Below are 17,034 nucleotides of genomic sequence, written 5' to 3'. Positions count from 1 at the left end.
GTCAGCGTCTCCGCTTTGAGCGGGGATCGAACATATCGCGCAGTCCGTCCCCGAGCAGGTTGACGGCAAGGACCGTGACGGCAAGACAGATACCGGGGGCGAAGATCGTCATTGGCGCGATGGCGAGATACAGTCGTGAACTGGCAATCATATTGCCCCAGCTCGGAATCTCGGGCGGCACGCCCACGCCGAGGAAGCTCAGCCCCGCCTCCGTCAGGATCGCGCTTGCGCAGACGCCGGCGCTCTGGACCATCAGCGACGGAATGGTGCTCGGCAGGATGTGCCGCCAAAGGACCTTGGGCAGGCGCGCGCCGCCGCAGAGCGCGGCCTCCACGTAGGGACGCTCGCGAACCCCCAGAACCACCGAGCGAACCAGCCGTGCGATGCTTGGCGTCTCGGGGATTGCGATGGCGACGATGAGGATGCCGATGCCGGGGCCGGTCAGAGAAATGAGCGCAATCGCCAGCAGAATCGTCGGGATCGACATCAGGCCGTCCATGACCCGCATGGCGATATTATCGAAGCCGCGGACATAGCCGGCGATGACACCGATTAGAAGGCCGCCCAGAGCTGCACCAGCCGCCGCCGCCAACCCCACCAAAAGTGAGATCCGGGCACCGTAGATCGTTCGCGTAAACACATCCCGGCCCAGATTATCGGTTCCGAACCACATTTCGGCGGAAGGCGGCTGAAGGCGTTTGAATGGATCCATGTTCAATGGATCGCCGGCGTAAAGCGGGGCAGCGAGTGCCAGAATGATCAACAGAGCCAAGAGGCCGCCGCCTATCACGACCAGCGGATGACGCATTGCCAGGCGGGGAGCGTCAGAGATTCGCAGGCGAGCCGTCGGGACGTATTCAACTGATGCGGACGAAATCGTCATATCAGTACCGTATACGGGGGTCGATCAGCGTGTAGGCCAGATCGATCGCGAGATTGACAAGGACATACAGACCCGAGGTCAGGATGAGCACGCTCTGGATGATGGGATAGTCGCGATTGTTGATCGCATCGACGACCAGACGACCGATACCGGGTATGTTGAATACTGTCTCCGTGAGGACGACTCCGCCGATCAAATAAGCGAAGCTTATGCCGATGACGGTCAGGATCGGGACGCCGGCATTCTTCAAGGCATGGTGGAAAAGCATGGCATAGGACGAAGCGCCCTTGGCGGCGGCCGTTCGCATATAGTCTTCCGTCAGAACCTCGAGCATGCTCGCCCGGGTAACTCGGGCAATGAATGCAATGTAGCCAAGACTTAACGCCACGGTGGGCAGGACCAGATGCACGAACCAACGTCCGATACCCAGCTCGATTGGCACGTATCCCTGTACGGGCAGCCAGTGTGCCCTGATAGCGAAGAAGTAGATGAGGAAAAAGCCTATGACAAAGACGGGGATGGAATAACCAAACGCTGAAAAGGCCGTGAGGAGCCGATCCACCAGACCGCCGGTTCGCCACGCGGCAAGGATGCCGAAGGAGACTCCAATCGTCACCGAAAGAATCATCGTCAGGATCGACAGCGAAATGGTCGGTTCAAGCCGCTGCGAGATGAGCTCGAGAACCGGTCGGCCGGCAAAGATCGAGGTGCCGAAATCGCCGCCGAGCATGTCCCGCACCCAACGTATGAACTGAACCGGCATAGGATCGTTCAGTCCCAACTGCTCGCGGATGCCGGCGATCATCTCCTCCGTCGCCGACCTGCCGGCGATGATCGCCGCCGGATCGCCGGGCGCCAGCCTGAGAAGCAGGAACACGAAAACTCCGACCATCGCCATGACGGCGATGGCCGAAACCATCCTGCGAAGGATGTAGGCAGCCATTCGGGCTCAGGCCTTCTGCATGTTCCACATCGGCACGATTTGGGGCATGCCAATGAGGCCGGTGAGCGTCTTGCGTCGCGCGATTGGCGAGACGTATTTTCCCAATCTTACATCGCCGACGAAATCCCACCATACTTTTTGCATTTTGCGGGCCAGTGCTTTGCGCTCTTCAAGCGATTCAACATCCGCCCATTTGACCCGCAGCGCCTCATATTCGTCGTTCTTCGGCCAGCCGTACCAAGCCTTGTCGCCATTCGCGAGGAGGAATGGTGAGGCGAGCGGATTGCCGAGGGAATAATCGGGTTCCGATGTGATGAACATGCTCCAGCCTCCGTTCTCGACAGGGTCTTTGCTTGCCCGACGCGTGGAAAGCTCACCCCAGGTCATAGACGAGAGCTCGGCATTGACTCCAATCTTCCGCAGCGACGCGGCTAAAAGCTGGGAGGCATTATCGCCCGCGCTCCAGTCCGTCGCAGTTAGAATGACGACCTTCTCGCCGGCGTATCCGGCTTCCTTCAGGAGCCGCTTGGCTTTGTCCGGGTCGCCGCCCTTCTTGTACCATCCCGTGTTTTCGTCGTTGGACACCGGCGTCGTGTCTCCAAAGATCGAAGTGACCGTGTTGAAGTACTTTGGGTTGCCGAACGCGCCGCGCAACATCACCTCCTGATCGATTAGGTGAAGCACCGCCTGGCGCGCCTTGACGTTGTTGAATGGCGGCTGCAGGAAATTCATTCGCACCATCATGTCCCACCCTCCTCTGTCTAGAACCTGGAGTTCAAGGTTGGGATCGCTCTCGATCACCGGGAAAAGATCGACTGGCGGGCTCTGCAGGTAATCAATCTCACCAGCTTGTAAGGCCGCGAGAGCAGTCTGCTGATCGGCAATGTTGTCCCAGATGACACGATCGACGTTGACGATCTTCCCGCCGGCCAATCCATCGGACGGCTCTTTGCGCGGCACGTATTTGTCGTTGCGGCCGTAGGTGACGCTCGCACCCGGCTTGGCGAGAGCTTCATTGAACCTGAACGGTCCCGAGCCGATATTTGTGGTCACCTGTTCGGTTGCGGGGCGATTCGCGTCCTTTTCGCGCATGATGAACAGGCACGGGGGAGTCAGGTCCGCTAGGATATCGATCAGCACCCCAAGCGGATCCTTGAGCGAGATCGTGAACGTCTCGTCGTCCTTCGTCGAAATGTCGCTGGCCCTGGCCATGATAAGTTGCCCGCCGGGATGGACCTGTCCCCAGCGACGGATCGAGGCGACACAGTCCGCCGCGGTGACGGGAGTGCCGTCATGCCAGCCCAGACCGTCCCGGAGCTCGAATGTATAGGTCTTCTTGTCGTCGGAAACGCCCCACTTCGCCACCATTTGCGGCTGCGGCATGAACTTGGAGTCGAGCGAGAACAGGGTGTCGTAAATCGCCGCGCCGTGATCAGCGGTAATGTTAGTCGCCGTCCAGATCGGATCGAAAACGCGGAGGTCACCCTTCACCATTCGAACGGTCTGCCCCACCGTCGGTGTCGTCTGCGCCCGCAGAACCGACGGGATCGACACAGCCAATCCGGCGGCAATTCCCATCTTAAAGACGTGGCGTCGAGAGATCGTCATGTTTGTCCCCTTTTGAGTTTGTGGTGCACCTATTCCAATTTCGTCATGCACCAGCGGCCTTCCTACCGGGCGCTACCAGTTAGACAGTACAGCCAGTGTGCTTCCCGTATGCTTCCCTGGTGCTTCGCTTCGCTGATGCCACATTGGCGAGCATCGGTCCCGTTTCCCGCAATTTGGGTCAAGAATTCGCAGATATCCGCGCCCAGTCACGGCGAACCTCCGAAAATTCTCGCGAGGTGTGGAGCGTCGCAGAGGCAGAGTTGGTTCGTTCCTACCGACCAGTACCTGCACTTTCTTTGTTCGCTCTCCGCCCAGATTGCACAGGGATCGTCTGCCATTTTGCCTCTCTCATGGGAGTTCCACGATTGAGATTAGCTCGCAATATTTGGATCGCGTTGACACTTTCGGCCATTGTTTTGACATGTGCTGCCATATCCACGTAACGACGCCGAATCTGCTGAAGGCCTAGATCGAGCACGTCTTCGCGAAGAACTTCGACGGATTGGTGGGCGCAAGGTCGGCAACTTATCCGAGAGCACATCGCGGTGGCACGCTGCACCCTCAAGCGGATGATGGCCGGCCGCCACGGCAACGCTCGCCGAGACGATCAATGGCCCCTCAGAAGCCCTAAGTCATCATCGGCGCGGACCATGGCACAGGCTACGCTGACCTGAGTCACTTGTTCAACAATCGACGGCTGCCGGAACCCTAGGGGCAATATCCCTCCGCCGAAGCCGGATAACGCACCACGCCATACTGCGGACCCAGCCATTGCGACGTGACTCAATCCAAATGGTTCGGGCAAATGGGCTTCCAATCCCGGGCTCGGAGCAAAATAGGCGCTGCCCGCATCAACGTCAGCTGCGGCCCCGACCAACCAACCTGTCGGAAAAAGTAGCTCAGCAATATCAAGTGGCGAGGAATGCCAAGCATTCGAAGGCGAAGCTACCAAGCTTGTAGAACATCTCAGCGATTACGAAGGCGATCGTGAAGGGCACCAACTCGCGCTTCGCTACGCCGCTTATTCCGATCGCCTGGGTTAGTGAAAACATTTTCTATCAAATCACAATTGGGGGCCTCCATCATCGTCCGTCCGGGTCCGCCTGGCTCTGGCGCGGACCTCAGCAGCTCGCGGTCGGGAGTTCCTAGCCGGCACGCCGCACGCGATCTGGACCTAGAGAGAAGCCTAGCGGCGCCGGACAGCGGCGCGTCGGCGGAGCCAAACGCCGGCGATCACCATCGCAAGGACGGCAAGCACGGCCGCGATATAGAGTATCTCGGTCGTGCCGTCGCCCCCATCAGGAGCCACGCCGAATATTCGCTCGATAAAGTCCATCTCTGTCTTCTCCTTGGGATGAATGCTCACTCAGCTATATGTGTCCCCTCACGGGCGCCTAGGCCTTCCCAGTCCCGAGCACCTCGAAGCCACCGCTCTTGAGTGCGGCATTGAGCGCAGTGACCTCGTCATTCACGACCTCGTCCAGCTTTTTAATCTCGCTGTCGACCCTCGACATGATCTCATCGGAAACATGACGGGCCTGCACGGTCGGCGCCGCGTCGCCGATTTCGACCACGGTGACGAGGTCGATCAGCTTATCATGCCAGCCAGCAGGATTACGGTCGTCGCTGTCGCGCGGCGTCTCCCGCTTGATGTCGACCAGCGTTCCCTCGATCGCCTCGAGCCGCCCGAACAGTGCCTGCGTGCGCTCGCCAAGCGATTTGTCACTGCCGCCGAGCCGCTTCTGCAGATCCGCGAGTTGACGCTTTAGGAGCCGGATCCGATTGACCGCCTGATTGAGCGATGAGACCTTGCCGAACAGCTCTTGTAAGAGCACGAACTGCTCGGCGAAGTCCTTGTCAGTCGTCGCTACGCGGGGGTCCTTGACGACGGTGAGGCCGGCCATCTGACTCTTTCCGTCCGCCTGCAGCTCAACCTTATAGCTGCCGGGTACCACCGCCGGGCCGCTCGGATCCTCGTCCTCCATCGCGAGAGGCTCGTACTTCCGGGTTATCAGCGATTTGTCGAGTTTGGATGGTCCCCGATGCTTGAGGTCCCAAACGAAACGGTTGAGGCCGGCCTTAGTGCCCGGCTTCTTATCGAAGGACGCTTCTTGGTCGTCGCTCGTGAAAGCGATGATGGTCTTTCCCGTGGCGTCCTGGAAAGTGAGCTTGACCGGGCCCTCCGCATCCTCGGGCAGCCAGTAATAGACGATCGCTCCGATCGGCGGGTTTTCGCCGCAGTCGAGATAGTGGCGATGGCTCCGTCCACCCTCCAGCTCCACGCCCTCTGTGCCGGCGCCGATGCCGAAAGCCGGGCTGTAGCTCATGCCGGCCTTGGAACCTTTCCGGGCCCCGTACCGGAGCTTGGTCCGGACCGTGGGGCGCGGGCTCATCAGCCTCGCGTCGTTCTGATCCACGGCCAGCTCGCGCAAGGCCGTAATGTCGTCGAGGATCCAGAAGGACCGGCCATGAGTGCCGGCGACCAGATCGCTTCCCTTGATCTTGAGATCGTAGACCGGCACCACGGGCAAGCCGCCGGCCAGACGCGACCAGTGCGCGCCCTCGTCGAGACTGAAGAAGACCGCCGTCTCGGTGCCGACGAAGAGTAGTCCCGGCCGCACCGGGTCGGCTCGCACCACGCGCGTGATTTCGCCGTTCGGCAAGTTGCCATTGATCGGCTGCCAACTCTTGCCGCCATCCCTGGTGCGGAAGAGATAAGGTTGATAGTCGGCGAGCTTGTAGCGTGTCGCCGCTACATAGACGGTATCGGCGTCATGCGACGAGATCTCGACGCAGCCGACATAGGCGAGTTCGGGCATGGCGTCGGGCGTGACGTTCCTCCACTCGATCCCGTCGTTCCGCGTCACATGGACGAGGCCGTCATCGGTAGACGCCCAGATCTCCCCCTTGCGATGCCGGGATTCGACGACCGATGCGCACGTCGCATGCACCTCCGCGCCGGAGTTGTCGTGGGTCAAGACGCCGCCCGAGTAATCCTGCCGAGCCGGGTCGCTGAGGCTGAGATCGGGCGAGATCGCGGTCCAGCTCGATCCTTCATCGCGGCTGCGGAAGACGTGATTGCCCCCGGCATACAGCGTCTTCGGATCATGCGGCGAGAAGGTGATCGGGAAAGTCCAGGCGAAGCGGTACCGCATGTTCTTCGGCGCCATGCCACTCGTTTTTTCTGGCCAGACACTGACGACGCGAATCTGCCGGGTACGGTGGTCGTAGCGTTGCAGAGCTCCACAGCCGCCTGGGCTCGAGCCGGTCGCGCCGCAATAGACGATGTCGGGGTCCTCAGGATCGACGGCGATGAAGCCGCTCTCGCCGGTCCCCGGATAAGTGCAATCACCCAAGGTGATGACGCCCGTTTCCGAGGCGCTCGGGACTGAGATCGCGGTGTTGTCCTGCTGGGTGGCGTAGACCCGATAAGGGTGCCGATCGTCAACGTCGATGCGATAGAACTGCGCCGTCATCTGATTGTAGATCGACGACCAGGTTCTGCCACCGTTGAAGGTGACGCAGGCGCCGCCGTCGTTGCCTTGGATCATCCGCTTGGGATTGGCAGGATCGATCCATAGATCGTGGTTGTCGCTGTAAGGCGTCGTCAAGTTGGTGAAGCTCGCCCCGCCATCGGTCGACTTCCACATTTGCAAGTTGTTCACGTAGACGGTATCGGCATGTACGGTGTCGGCGAAGACGTGGGTGTAGTACCAGGGGCGATGGATCAGATCGCGATTTTGCGAGACATGGACCCAGCGGTCTCCGTAATCGTCAGTGCGGTAGAGCCCGATCTTGTCGCCCTCCGCCTCGATGAGCGCGTAGACGCGCCCGCGCTGCGCCTGCGAGACGGAGACGCCAAGCTTGCCGAGCACCCCGCCCGGTAGGCCGTTGCGACCGGACAGCTCCTCCCAGGTGTCGCCGCCGTCAAGCGACCGGAAGAGTCCGCTCCCCGGCCCACCGCTGTTCAGGTTCCAGAAACTACGCCGCGTCTCCCAAGTCGTGGCAAAAAGGATGCGCGGATTGCTGGGATCCATCGAAATATCGACGGCGCCGGCGTCGGGATTGCGGTAGAGGACCTTCTGCCAGGTCTTGCCGCCGTCCTTGGAGCGGAACACGCCCCTTTCCTCATTGGAACCGAACGCGTCGCCCAGAGCCGCGACAAAGACGATGTCCGGATCGAGCGGGTGAATGCAGATCTTGCCAATGTGGCGGGTCTCTCTCAGCCCCAGATGAACCCAACTGCGGCCGGCATCGGTCGACCTATAGACGCCATCGCCGTAAGAGACGTCGACGCGGATCGTCGTCTCGCCCGTACCGGCATAGATGACATTCGAGTTGGAGCGGGCAACCGCGAGCGCGCCGACGCTGGCGCTCGTGAAGAAACCGTCGGACACGCAGCGCCAATAAACTCCGCCGTCGATTGTCTTCCAAACCCCGCCCGCGCAGGCGCCAAAATAGAACACCATTGGATCATTCGGATCCCCAGCGACGGCCACAACGCGGCCGCCTCTGGCGGGTCCGATGCAGCGCCATTTGAGGGCCTCGAGACACTTAGGGTCAGTTACATGGGTTTGCTTCAACATTTCAACTCGCTGATAGTTGGCATTGGATTGTTACTGCTTCACTTCTTCTCGTCGTATGCTTTCAGGTATCGAAGGTGCATCATCGCCGCAGTCGCGGATCGAGCGCATCTCTGAAGCCGTCACCGATATAGTTGACGCTGAGGACGGTCAGCGAAATCGCAATGCCCGGCCACAGCACTAGTTGCGGGGAGACCTGCATGTATTCGATCCCGTCATAGAGCAGTCGTCCCCAAGTCGGAAAATCCGGCGGAAAGCCCAGGCCAAGAAACGAAAGCACGCTTTCCGCGATAATGGCATCGGCGATGCCGAGAGTAGCCGAGACAATGATCGGCGACATGACGTTGGGCAGCACATGCCGAATAATGATCCGGTGCGGCGGGGTGCCGATGCTGCGCGACGCCATTACGAATTCGCGCTGCTTGACGGCCAACACTTCGCCGCGCACGATGCGTGCCATGCCCATCCAGCTCATCACGCCGATGATCGACACGATGAGGGTGAAACTCCCTAGATCGTTTCCGAGAATTTTTGCCACCGCATCGCGGAACAGCATCACTGCGACCAATAGCAGTGGGAGCACCGGTAATGACAGAAAGAGATCGGTGAGCCGCATCAGCGGCCCATCAAGGGATTTGAAGTAGCCGGTAAGGACACCGATAAGCGTTCCAAGAAAAATAGAGATGATCATCGCCGCCAGGCCGACGGCGATCGCAACGCGCCCACCTGTCATCATCCGCGCGAGAAGATCGCGCCCAAGCTGGTCGGTGCCGAACGGATGGGCCCAACTTGGTCCCGCATTCATGGCTGTGAAGTCGATATAGGCGGGGCTTACGCGCCAAACGAAGGGGCCGAAGACGACAGCGACGACAATTACGAAGAAGACGCCCGCCCCGGCCACCGCGCCTTTGTGGGTCTTGAACTGGTCCCAGACGTCCCAACACTGATTGCGCGGCGGAACCTTAAGCACCACAAGGTCCACGCCGGCGATGGGATCGGTAGTTGCCGTTTCCGAAACAGGCGCCTCGGCAACGTTTTTCGGTTCGTTGTAGCTAACCAGCTCAGTCATAGCGAATCCTGGGATCAAGTACGCCGTAGAGCAGATCGGCGATCAGGTTGAAGACGACGATCAGCACAGCGAAGATGAAGGCCAATGTCTGCACCGTCGGCACGTCGTTGGCGTAGATGGCGGTGATCAGGAGTTGGCCGATCCCGTTAACCCTGAAGATCTGCTCGGTGACGATGGCACCGCCGAAGACGCTCGGCAGTCCCAGCGTGATGACAGTGACCACCGGGATCATCGAATTGCGCAGGACGTGGATGAAAACGACGACATTCTCGCCCATGCCCTTGGCCCGAGCCGTGCGGACATAGTCCTGCTCGAGATTGTCGAGCATTGACGAGCGCAGATAGCGGCTGATGGAAGCGATAGTCTGAACTGCAAGAACCATCACCGGCATGGCCATCTGCAGAAATTGCTCGGTGAAGTTGCTCCAGCTGTTGACGATAAGATTGGTGTTATAGATTGTCGGAAGCCAGTCGAGGTAGACGGCGAAGATCAGGATCGCCAGAACGCCCGAGAAGAAGGGCGGCACGGCAAGGCCGAGCATCGACAGGAAGGTGCCGATCTGATCGAATACTGAATATTGCTTGTAGGCTGAGACAATTCCGATCGGCACAGCAATCAGCACGCCGACGATGTAGGCCAGGCCGACAACCAACAGCGTCTGCGGAAGGCGCTCGGCGATCATGCTGAAAACCGGACCGCGTGTTTGCCAGGAGATGATCCGCTGCATACCGTCCGAAAGATGCGTCCCGAACAGAATGTCGAAACCACGCAGCGGCTCGATTACGAAGAACTGCTTCAGCCACAGCAGATATTGCACGATCAGCGGCTCGTCGACGCCAAGGGCAGCACGCATCTTTTCGCGCACTTCGGGCGGAATGGTCAGCGGCAACTGCGATAGCGGATCGCCTGGCGCGAGTTTGAGCAGCGAGAAGATCATGAGGCTGATCAAGAATAAGGTCGGGACCGCCATAAGCAGTCGCCGGATGGCATAGTTGAGCATGCGCGGCACCTATTGCTGGCGGCCGGGGCAACGCCCGCGGCCGGCATGGAGATGGAAAGCGGCGCGCCCTCTCCAAGGAGGCGCAGGCAATCTCACTTCCTGCGATACCAGTCCTGAGCGTTCCAAAACCTGGAATCCCCGCTGCCGACATACCCGCCTAGTGTCTTAGAGGTCGCCGAGACGCTGCTGCGCCAGACCAGCGGCATGATCGCGTAACTGTCACTCAGAATGGTGTTGAGCTTTTTGACAATCTCGGCGCGCTTCTCGATGGCGGCGGTCTTGCCGAGTTCCTTCACCAGCGCGTCGTAATTCGTGTCGCAGTAGCGCGGAACATTACTGCCTTGCCACTGCTTGTCCGGCAGCGGAGCCTTGTTACAGGTGTAGGTTGCGACATATTCGCCGGGGTCGGGAGCGTCAGAGTAATTGGTCCACATCTGGACATCGGCATAGAACTTCTGGTATGTATCCGGGCTGCTCGGGTCGCTGCTGAAGAAGACCGAGGCGTCGAGGCTCCTCAGTTCCACATCGACCCCTATCTCGTGCCACCACTGCTTGATGATCGCTTGGAACTGGTTGCGCGTGGCGTTGGTCGTAGTTACGAAGGTGAGCTTCAGCTTTTTGCTATCCTTCTCCCGGATCCCATCGGGACCCGGCTTCCAGCCCGCTTCATCAAGAAGCTTCACGGCACCCGGAATATCCTGCTTCAAGCACTCCGTGTTGCCGGCGGCGAAGATCGGCGGCGCCGGAACGAAGTCGCATGTGGGCTTGCCCATGGAGCCGTAGCCGATCTCACTCAACCTCGCGCGGTCCAGCGCCATCGACAGAGCCTGGCGCACGCGAACGTCGCTGAGTATCGGGTGTGGATGCTTGTCCGTCGAACGCTCCTCCGGCGGTAGACTGGCCGAGGGATCGGTCAAGTTCATAAAAAGAGTTTCGACATTCGTTCCGAAAACCGAGAGGAGTTTGCCCTTGCCCCCTTTCTCCATTTTGCTCAGCACGTCCGGAGCAACCTGCAACATCCCGGCGTAGTCATATTCGCTGGTCTGCAGCACGGCACGAGCCGCCCCGAGCGCATCGCCGCCGCCCTTGAAGTTGACCCCCGCGAAAGCGGGCTTGTTCGGATCGCGGTAGTTCGGGTTGGCCTTGAGCTGGACCGCGTCATTCGGCTTGAAGTTGGCGACGACAAACGGCCCGGTGCCGACCGGATAGAAATTGGCTTCCGTGCAGGTTGGTGCTTTTGTGCCCAGGCAGTCGGCGAACTGTTTGGCCTGGATGATCGGAGACCACATGGCGACAAAGAGAGTGTAGGGGACGACCGTCAGCTCCTTGAAGGTTACCTTCACGGTCAGGTCATCCAGCGCCTCGACCTTGTCGACACCCTGGAACCTAGCAAGTGCTGCGCAGCCACCCTTTGGGTCCATGCAGTAGTTGGCAGTGAAGACCACGTCCTTCGCCGTGACCGTCGTGCCATCAGACCATTTGAGACCAGGCTTCAGCTTCCAGGTGATCGACTTCAGATCCTTGGCGACGCCACCGTTCTCGACGGTTGGGATTTCCGCCGCAAGCCGCGGGAAAAGCTCGCCATTCTCGTCGTAGCTGGCTAGCGGCTCGAGCACAAGAGAGGCGGCGTCGGTGTCCTTTTCCCCGCCCGAGAGATAGGGATTCATGATCGATGGCGCCTGCCAAGACAGGATGTTGACGACGCCGTCTGTACCGCGTTCGGCCAATGCCGGTGTCGCGACGAGGCTTGCCACGCCCGCCCCCGCTAGCAATGAAACCATTCTCAACATCTACTACTTCCTCCCTTGCTGAATGACGGCCCAGCTGCCGCCGGCCTTGTGATGTCAGTCCTCATCTCCTTCCCATCGGGAAAGGTGGATGGTTTGGCAGGATTGCCTCGATCGAGCTTCCCGCCATTTCCTGTTACTCGGCTCGGTGGCAAGCGACCCACCGGTTGCCGGCCACCTTTCGCCAAGCCGGTTGCTCTGCCGCGCACCGGTCGAACGCGACCGGGCAGCGGGTGCGAAATCGACACCCCGAAGGCGGATTGGCCGGGCTCGGTAAATCGCCCTTCAGGATGATGCGCTGCCGCGCGCGCTCGACCCTCGGATCCGGCACCGGGACCGCAGAGAGCAACGCCTTCGTGTAGGGATGCATTGGGTCTTTGTAGATGAGGTCGCGTGGGCCGAGTTCCATCACCTTGCCCAGGTACATCACCGCGACGTCCTCACACAGATGACGAACCATTGAAAGATCATGGCTGATGAAGAGGTATGTCAGCGAGAATTGCTCCTGCAGGTCTTTAAGAAGATTGACCACCTGGGCTTGGATGGAGACATCCAGGGCGGCGATCGGCTCATCGCAGACGATGAAATCCGGATTGAGCGCGAGCGCCCGGGCGATGCCAATGCGTTGGCGCTGACCGCCGGAGAATTCGTGCGGGTAGCGGTTGGCGAATTTCGGATTAAGGCCAACGGCATCGAGCAACTCGCGGGTCCGCTTCTCCTTTTCCTTGCCTTTCAGCGCTCGGTGTTCGTTGAGCGGTTCGGCGATGATTGAACCGACCGTCATGCGCGGATTAAGACAGGCCTGCGGATCTTGGAAAATCATTTGCATGCGCGCGCGCATGCGGCGCAGCTTTTTGCCTTGGATGTGCGTGATGTCTTCGCCATCAAATTCGATGCGGCCGCCGGTGGGGTCGTAAAGGCGCAGGATGACCCGCCCCGTCGTCGTCTTGCCGCAGCCGCTCTCGCCGACCAAGCCCAGCGTCCGGCCTCGCCTGACTTCCAAATTCACGCCATCTACCGCTCTGATGCCGCCCACCTGGCGCCCGAGGACACCCCGATAGGTCGGGAAATGCAAGGTTAGATCAATGATACGGAGCAGGACGTCGTCCGGGCCGGCCTGTGGTTTTATGGTGAGGACGCCCGGCTCAGACATCATCGCGCGGACTTCCCTCGATAACGTCCCACCAGCATGCCGCATCATGGCCTTCGCCCACAGGCATTAGCGGTGGCCTTTCGCTGCGACACCGGTCAAAAGCATGCGGACATCGTGGCGCGAAGGGACAGCTCGTCGGAAAGACAGTGAGATGCGGCGGCTGGCCCCCAACGCTCTTCAGTCGCTCCTGCCCAGCCATATCGGCCCGCGGCACGGTTTCCAGAAGCGCGCGCGTATAGGGATGACGGGGATTTGCGTAGAGATCGTCGGCAGCGGCGCACTCGACAACGAGTCCGCCGTACATGACCATCACCCGGTCGGCGATCCCGGCTACCACACCGAGATCATGCGTGATCCAGATAACGCTCATGCCCATTTCCTGGCGCAGCTTCTGGACGAGCTCCAGGATCTGGGCTTGGATCGTCACGTCGAGGGCGGTCGTCGGCTCATCGGCGATAAGCACCTTTGGGTCGCAGGCGAGCGCAATGGCGATCATCACCCGCTGGCACATCCCTCCGGAGAACTGGTGCGGATAGTCGTTTATCCTGTCCTGTGGCGAGGGAATGCCGACCCGGGAGAGAAGCTCGATCGCACGTTTGCGCGCCTCGCTGCGGCCTAGACCGAGATGCTTGCGTAACGGCTCCATCAGCTGGTAGCCGACCGTGAAGACCGGGTTGAGCGATGTCATCGGGTCCTGGAAGATGAACCCAACCTCGCCGCCGCGGACCTTTCGCATTTCGCTCGGGTCGAGCGACAAAAGATCCCTGTCCCCAAGACGCACCCTTCCAGACACGATTTCGGCAGGTGGCGACGGCAGGAGCCTCAAGAGCGACATCATCGTGACGCTCTTGCCCGACCCGCTTTCACCAACCACCCCCAGAAGCTCACCGCGATTGAGGTGGAAACTCACGCCGTTGGCCGCATAGATTCTAGTTCTGCGAGACCAGAAGACCGTCTGAAGATCAGATACCTCCAAAACAGGCCTCGAAGTTCCATCTTGAATTAAGTCGCGCGCCTCCCAATCCAAGGTGGTTCCGCAGCGTTTCAATAGATCAGGCCGCTTCAGTTCGGGCACGGTGGATGCTCTTTTCTAAGATTTTATCTCATTGACCAAGTCGAGCGGCTCGTTGCTTCCGCAAATCGCATGCCGCCTTGGCCAAGGAAATGCCCGTAGAGGCGACGCTCGCGGAGCCAATTCACGCGGTCCATCGGGTGATGATTAGGTTGCGCAATTAGAATCGCATTGACATTTCCGGTCATTCTTTTGACATCTGCCGCCATATCGGCGCTTGGTGATGCTGAATCGCATCTTACGGTTGCGGCTAGAGCGGCGCCCGAGCTGATTGAATGGTTGGCGATCCCAAATTGGCGATTGATAGTTCAAACTGTCTGCCGGGGATGGAGCCGGCCTCGCTTTGGACGCCGTCTTCCCCTCCAACAGCACCGGAAAAGTATCACGAAGCATGGTCGGCCTGTTCGACTGAAGCAGCCGGACGCAACCATCGACCCGACCGTCGAAACCTCGCAAGATCAGATAATGCGCTTGAGCGCATGGAAGGAATCGATCTCGTACCCACCATTCGTCCGCACGTCCCAGTCCAAGCCGCTCCTTGAATATCGCAGACGGTGTATTTCGTGCAGTTCGTCGGCGAAGTCGCCATAGCAGTCGGGTGCGACAAGTTTCATCATGAGCCCTCTGGGCAGAAATGACCTGCCATTGGAGGCAAATGCGCCCGACGAACAGCCTGGGCACCTGCACAGGGGCCAAGACGGATCTGTTCTCAGAGAATTGAAGATCGTGAGGACCAGCAGCGCGACCGCCTCGTTTTTGGTGCGCATGCCGAGCTTCTTCTTGGCATTGTCCCGATGGAAGGCGGCGGTGCGCCGCGTGATCCCCAAGATGCAGGCGATATCCCAGGCGGACTTGCCGCGTGCCGCCTACTGCAGGCACTCATATTCGGCTTGCGGCGAACGTAAATGTGAAAGCAGGTCGCCATGAGTTGAAGAGCTTGTTGATATCGCTCGGCGATGCGCAGTGCCCTGCCTTCGGGTTTTCGGACCGTTCTGAGCTGGAATTTCCACTTATAATCCCGGTATCGGGCGAAGGAGGATTGCGTGAAGAGGTCGAAGTTTCCGGAGGCGCAGATCGCCTTCATTCTGCAGGAGGCGGAAGAAGGGACTGCGGTCGCTGAGGTCCGCCGAAAGGCGGCCATCTTGGATGGAACGTTCTACACCTGGAAGAAGCGCTACCGCGGACTGACGCCGTCCGAGGTCAAGCGCATGCGACAGCTTGAAGACGAGAACAATCGCTGAAAAAAGATCGTCGCCGCGCTCGACGAGGCGATGCTGCAGGATGTCGTTCGCCGAAAGCCATGAGGCCTGCCCATCGGCGGCTTGTTGATGAGGTACGGGCGGATTGGAAGGTGTCGATCCGCCGGGCCTGCGCTACGTTTCTCATCGACACGTCGCTCTATCGCTACAAGTCGAAGCGCGGCGAGCAGGCCGACCTCAAAGTCCGGATCAGGGAGATTGCCGAGACACGGGCGCGCTATGATTACCGGCGCGTCCTGTGCTGTTGCGCCGTGAGGGCCGGGTTGTCAATTCGAAGCGGATCTATCGTCCTTACAAGGAGATGGGCCTTCGGCTCCGGACCAAGACATCGGGTGAAAGCGAAGCTGCGAGAGGACAGAACCGATGCGACACACAGTCACCAGATCTGGGCATGGGACTTCGTTCATGACCAACTGGCGACCGGCCGCAAGATCCGTGTTCTCACAGCCTCGCTACCTTCTCGCGCCTCTCGCCGGTGGTGGATCCACTGGTTGCGACGGCAAGGACAAATAGGCGAAGGTGATCAGCTCGAGTCCTGCGGCCGCACCAGCCATGGCCTCGCGGAAATCCGCCTCATCGACGCTTTCCGACAGCTTCTCCAGGAATGTCTCAAAGACAATTTGCATGTCCTTCGTCATGCCTTGAACCCAATCTCTCAAATCTGACTGCGGCGCGCCGCTGTCCGACGGTCAGCTTTCACATTGGCAGGCATGCGTTTGGTACGCTCTCATCCCATCCGTTCCGAAGCGTGCGAGCCCGGTGAAGCTGGGAAGACCACCGTCTTGTTCCCGTTGAGGAAGACACGGCGGTGGATGTGCGCATGGATCGCGCGTGCGAGAACCTGGCTTTCGACGTCGCGCCCGAGCGATACATAGTCGGACGGGTTCTGGGCGTGGGTGACGCGAACCGTGTCCTGTTCGATGATCGGCCCCTCGTCGAGATCCGCGGTCACATAATGCGAGGTTGCGCCGATCAGCTTCACCCCGCGTTCAAAGGCCTGCTTGTAGGGGTTCGCTCCTTTGAATGACGGCAGAAAGGAGTGATGGATGTTGATGATGCGGCCGGACATCTTCTCGGACATCTCATTCGACAGCACCTGCATGTATCGGGCGAGCACGATCAGCTCCGCGCCGGTCTCCTCGACGATACGCATCTGCTGCGCCTCGGCTTCGCGCTTATTCTCCTTCGTAACTTTGACGTAGTGGAACGGAATGTCATGGTTCACGACCAGCTTTTGGTAGTCCAGATGGTTGGAGATCACCGACACGATATTGACTGGCAGCGCTCCGATGCGCCAGCGATACAGAAGGTCATTGAGACAGTGGCCGAAGCGCGAGACCATGATGATCACCCTCATCTTCTGGCTCTCGTCATGGAAGGCGAAGTCCATTTCGAACGTCTCGGCGGTGTCAGCAAAGCCGTTGCGCAGCGCGTCGAGGCCAGCGCCATCTTCAGAGATAAAGCTCACACGCATGAAGAAGTTGCCGGTCTGCGTATCGTCGAACTGCGAGCTGTCGGTGATGTTACAGCCGCTTTCGGCGAGGTAGCCTGCGATGGCGGCGACGATCCCGCGCTTGGACTTGCAGGTGACGGTCAGGTAGTATTTGTCCATAGCGAGCTTGCTCGTGTGTGCGGAAGAGATCGATTCGGGCGTGTCAGGTAGAGCGCCGGATTGCA

General features: G+C 59.8%; 14 protein-coding genes and 2 pseudogenes. 1 reads left to right on the top strand and 15 read right to left on the bottom strand.

Going from position 1 to position 17,034, the window contains the following annotated elements; genetic code table 11:
- Position 1 precedes the first annotated feature (1 nt).
- The 13 genes and pseudogenes from CIT31_RS27500 to CIT31_RS27450 form a co-directional block, all read right to left on the bottom strand.
- Positions 2-883 carry an ABC transporter permease gene (locus tag CIT31_RS27500; protein ID WP_095521187.1) on the bottom strand — a complete coding sequence of 294 codons (882 nt, stop codon included), beginning with the start codon at positions 881-883 and terminating at the stop codon, positions 2-4.
- A 1-nt stretch (position 884) separates the two neighbouring features.
- Positions 885-1,826: an ABC transporter permease gene (locus CIT31_RS27495; protein WP_095521186.1), complete on the bottom strand. Its 942-nt coding sequence runs from the start codon at positions 1,824-1,826 to the stop codon at positions 885-887.
- Positions 1,827-1,832: 6 nt separating this feature from the next.
- Entirely contained in the window at positions 1,833-3,434 is a 1,602-nt protein-coding gene (locus CIT31_RS27490; protein WP_095521185.1) for an ABC transporter substrate-binding protein, read from the bottom strand.
- 908 nt (positions 3,435-4,342) lie between these two features.
- Positions 4,343-4,486, bottom strand: a complete 144-nt coding sequence (locus CIT31_RS34445) for a hypothetical protein (RefSeq protein ID WP_165778571.1) — start codon at positions 4,484-4,486, stop codon at positions 4,343-4,345.
- A gap of 134 nt (positions 4,487-4,620) precedes the next feature.
- The gene (locus tag CIT31_RS34440; protein WP_165778570.1) at positions 4,621-4,770 is read right to left on the bottom strand and encodes a hypothetical protein; all 150 of its coding nucleotides are present in this window, start codon (positions 4,768-4,770) and stop codon (positions 4,621-4,623) included.
- A gap of 58 nt (positions 4,771-4,828) precedes the next feature.
- Positions 4,829-7,831 (bottom strand): WD40/YVTN/BNR-like repeat-containing protein, encoded by a 3,003-nt coding sequence (locus CIT31_RS27485; RefSeq protein ID WP_206073423.1) that lies wholly within the window; start codon positions 7,829-7,831, stop codon positions 4,829-4,831.
- 268 nt (positions 7,832-8,099) lie between these two features.
- Positions 8,100-9,104 (bottom strand): ABC transporter permease, encoded by a 1,005-nt coding sequence (locus tag CIT31_RS27480; RefSeq protein ID WP_245316487.1) that lies wholly within the window; start codon positions 9,102-9,104, stop codon positions 8,100-8,102.
- Positions 9,079-10,086, bottom strand: a complete 1,008-nt coding sequence (locus tag CIT31_RS27475; protein ID WP_095521182.1) for an ABC transporter permease — start codon at positions 10,084-10,086, stop codon at positions 9,079-9,081. The genes CIT31_RS27480 and CIT31_RS27475 overlap by 26 nt, the downstream gene beginning before the upstream one ends.
- A gap of 92 nt (positions 10,087-10,178) precedes the next feature.
- Positions 10,179-11,873 (bottom strand): peptide ABC transporter substrate-binding protein, encoded by a 1,695-nt coding sequence (locus CIT31_RS27470; RefSeq protein WP_095521273.1) that lies wholly within the window; start codon positions 11,871-11,873, stop codon positions 10,179-10,181.
- 136 nt (positions 11,874-12,009) lie between these two features.
- Entirely contained in the window at positions 12,010-13,029 is a 1,020-nt protein-coding gene (locus CIT31_RS27465) for an ABC transporter ATP-binding protein (protein ID WP_280950416.1), read from the bottom strand.
- Positions 13,019-14,029: an ABC transporter ATP-binding protein gene (locus tag CIT31_RS27460; RefSeq protein ID WP_095521271.1), complete on the bottom strand. Its 1,011-nt coding sequence runs from the start codon at positions 14,027-14,029 to the stop codon at positions 13,019-13,021. The genes CIT31_RS27465 and CIT31_RS27460 overlap by 11 nt, the downstream gene beginning before the upstream one ends.
- 216 nt (positions 14,030-14,245) lie before the next feature.
- Positions 14,246-14,779 carry an acyl-homoserine-lactone synthase gene (locus CIT31_RS35380; protein WP_236379414.1) on the bottom strand — a complete coding sequence of 178 codons (534 nt, stop codon included), beginning with the start codon at positions 14,777-14,779 and terminating at the stop codon, positions 14,246-14,248.
- 28 nt (positions 14,780-14,807) lie between these two features.
- Positions 14,808-15,062, bottom strand: a pseudogene (locus CIT31_RS27450) (helix-turn-helix domain-containing protein); the annotation flags it as partial.
- Positions 15,063-15,141: 79 nt separating this feature from the next.
- Between CIT31_RS27450 and CIT31_RS35375 the strand changes: the two are divergent.
- Positions 15,142-15,841, top strand: a pseudogene (locus CIT31_RS35375) (transposase); the annotation flags it as partial.
- On the opposite strand, the gene CIT31_RS27440 reads toward CIT31_RS35375, so the two are convergent.
- On the bottom strand, positions 15,810-15,983 hold the full coding sequence (locus tag CIT31_RS27440) for a hypothetical protein (RefSeq protein WP_245316493.1): 174 nt from the start codon (positions 15,981-15,983) through the stop codon (positions 15,810-15,812). The pseudogene CIT31_RS35375 and the gene CIT31_RS27440 sit on opposite strands and share 32 nt — an antisense overlap.
- 101 nt (positions 15,984-16,084) lie before the next feature.
- Positions 16,085-16,969 (bottom strand): formyltetrahydrofolate deformylase, encoded by an 885-nt coding sequence (gene purU, locus CIT31_RS27435; RefSeq protein WP_095521180.1) that lies wholly within the window; start codon positions 16,967-16,969, stop codon positions 16,085-16,087.
- Positions 16,970-17,034 lie beyond the last annotated feature (65 nt).

Source organism: Mesorhizobium wenxiniae (assembly GCF_002284535.1).
GTDB lineage: Bacteria > Pseudomonadota > Alphaproteobacteria > Rhizobiales > Rhizobiaceae > Mesorhizobium > Mesorhizobium wenxiniae.
This window is presented reverse-complemented; position numbering and strand designations above follow the sequence as displayed.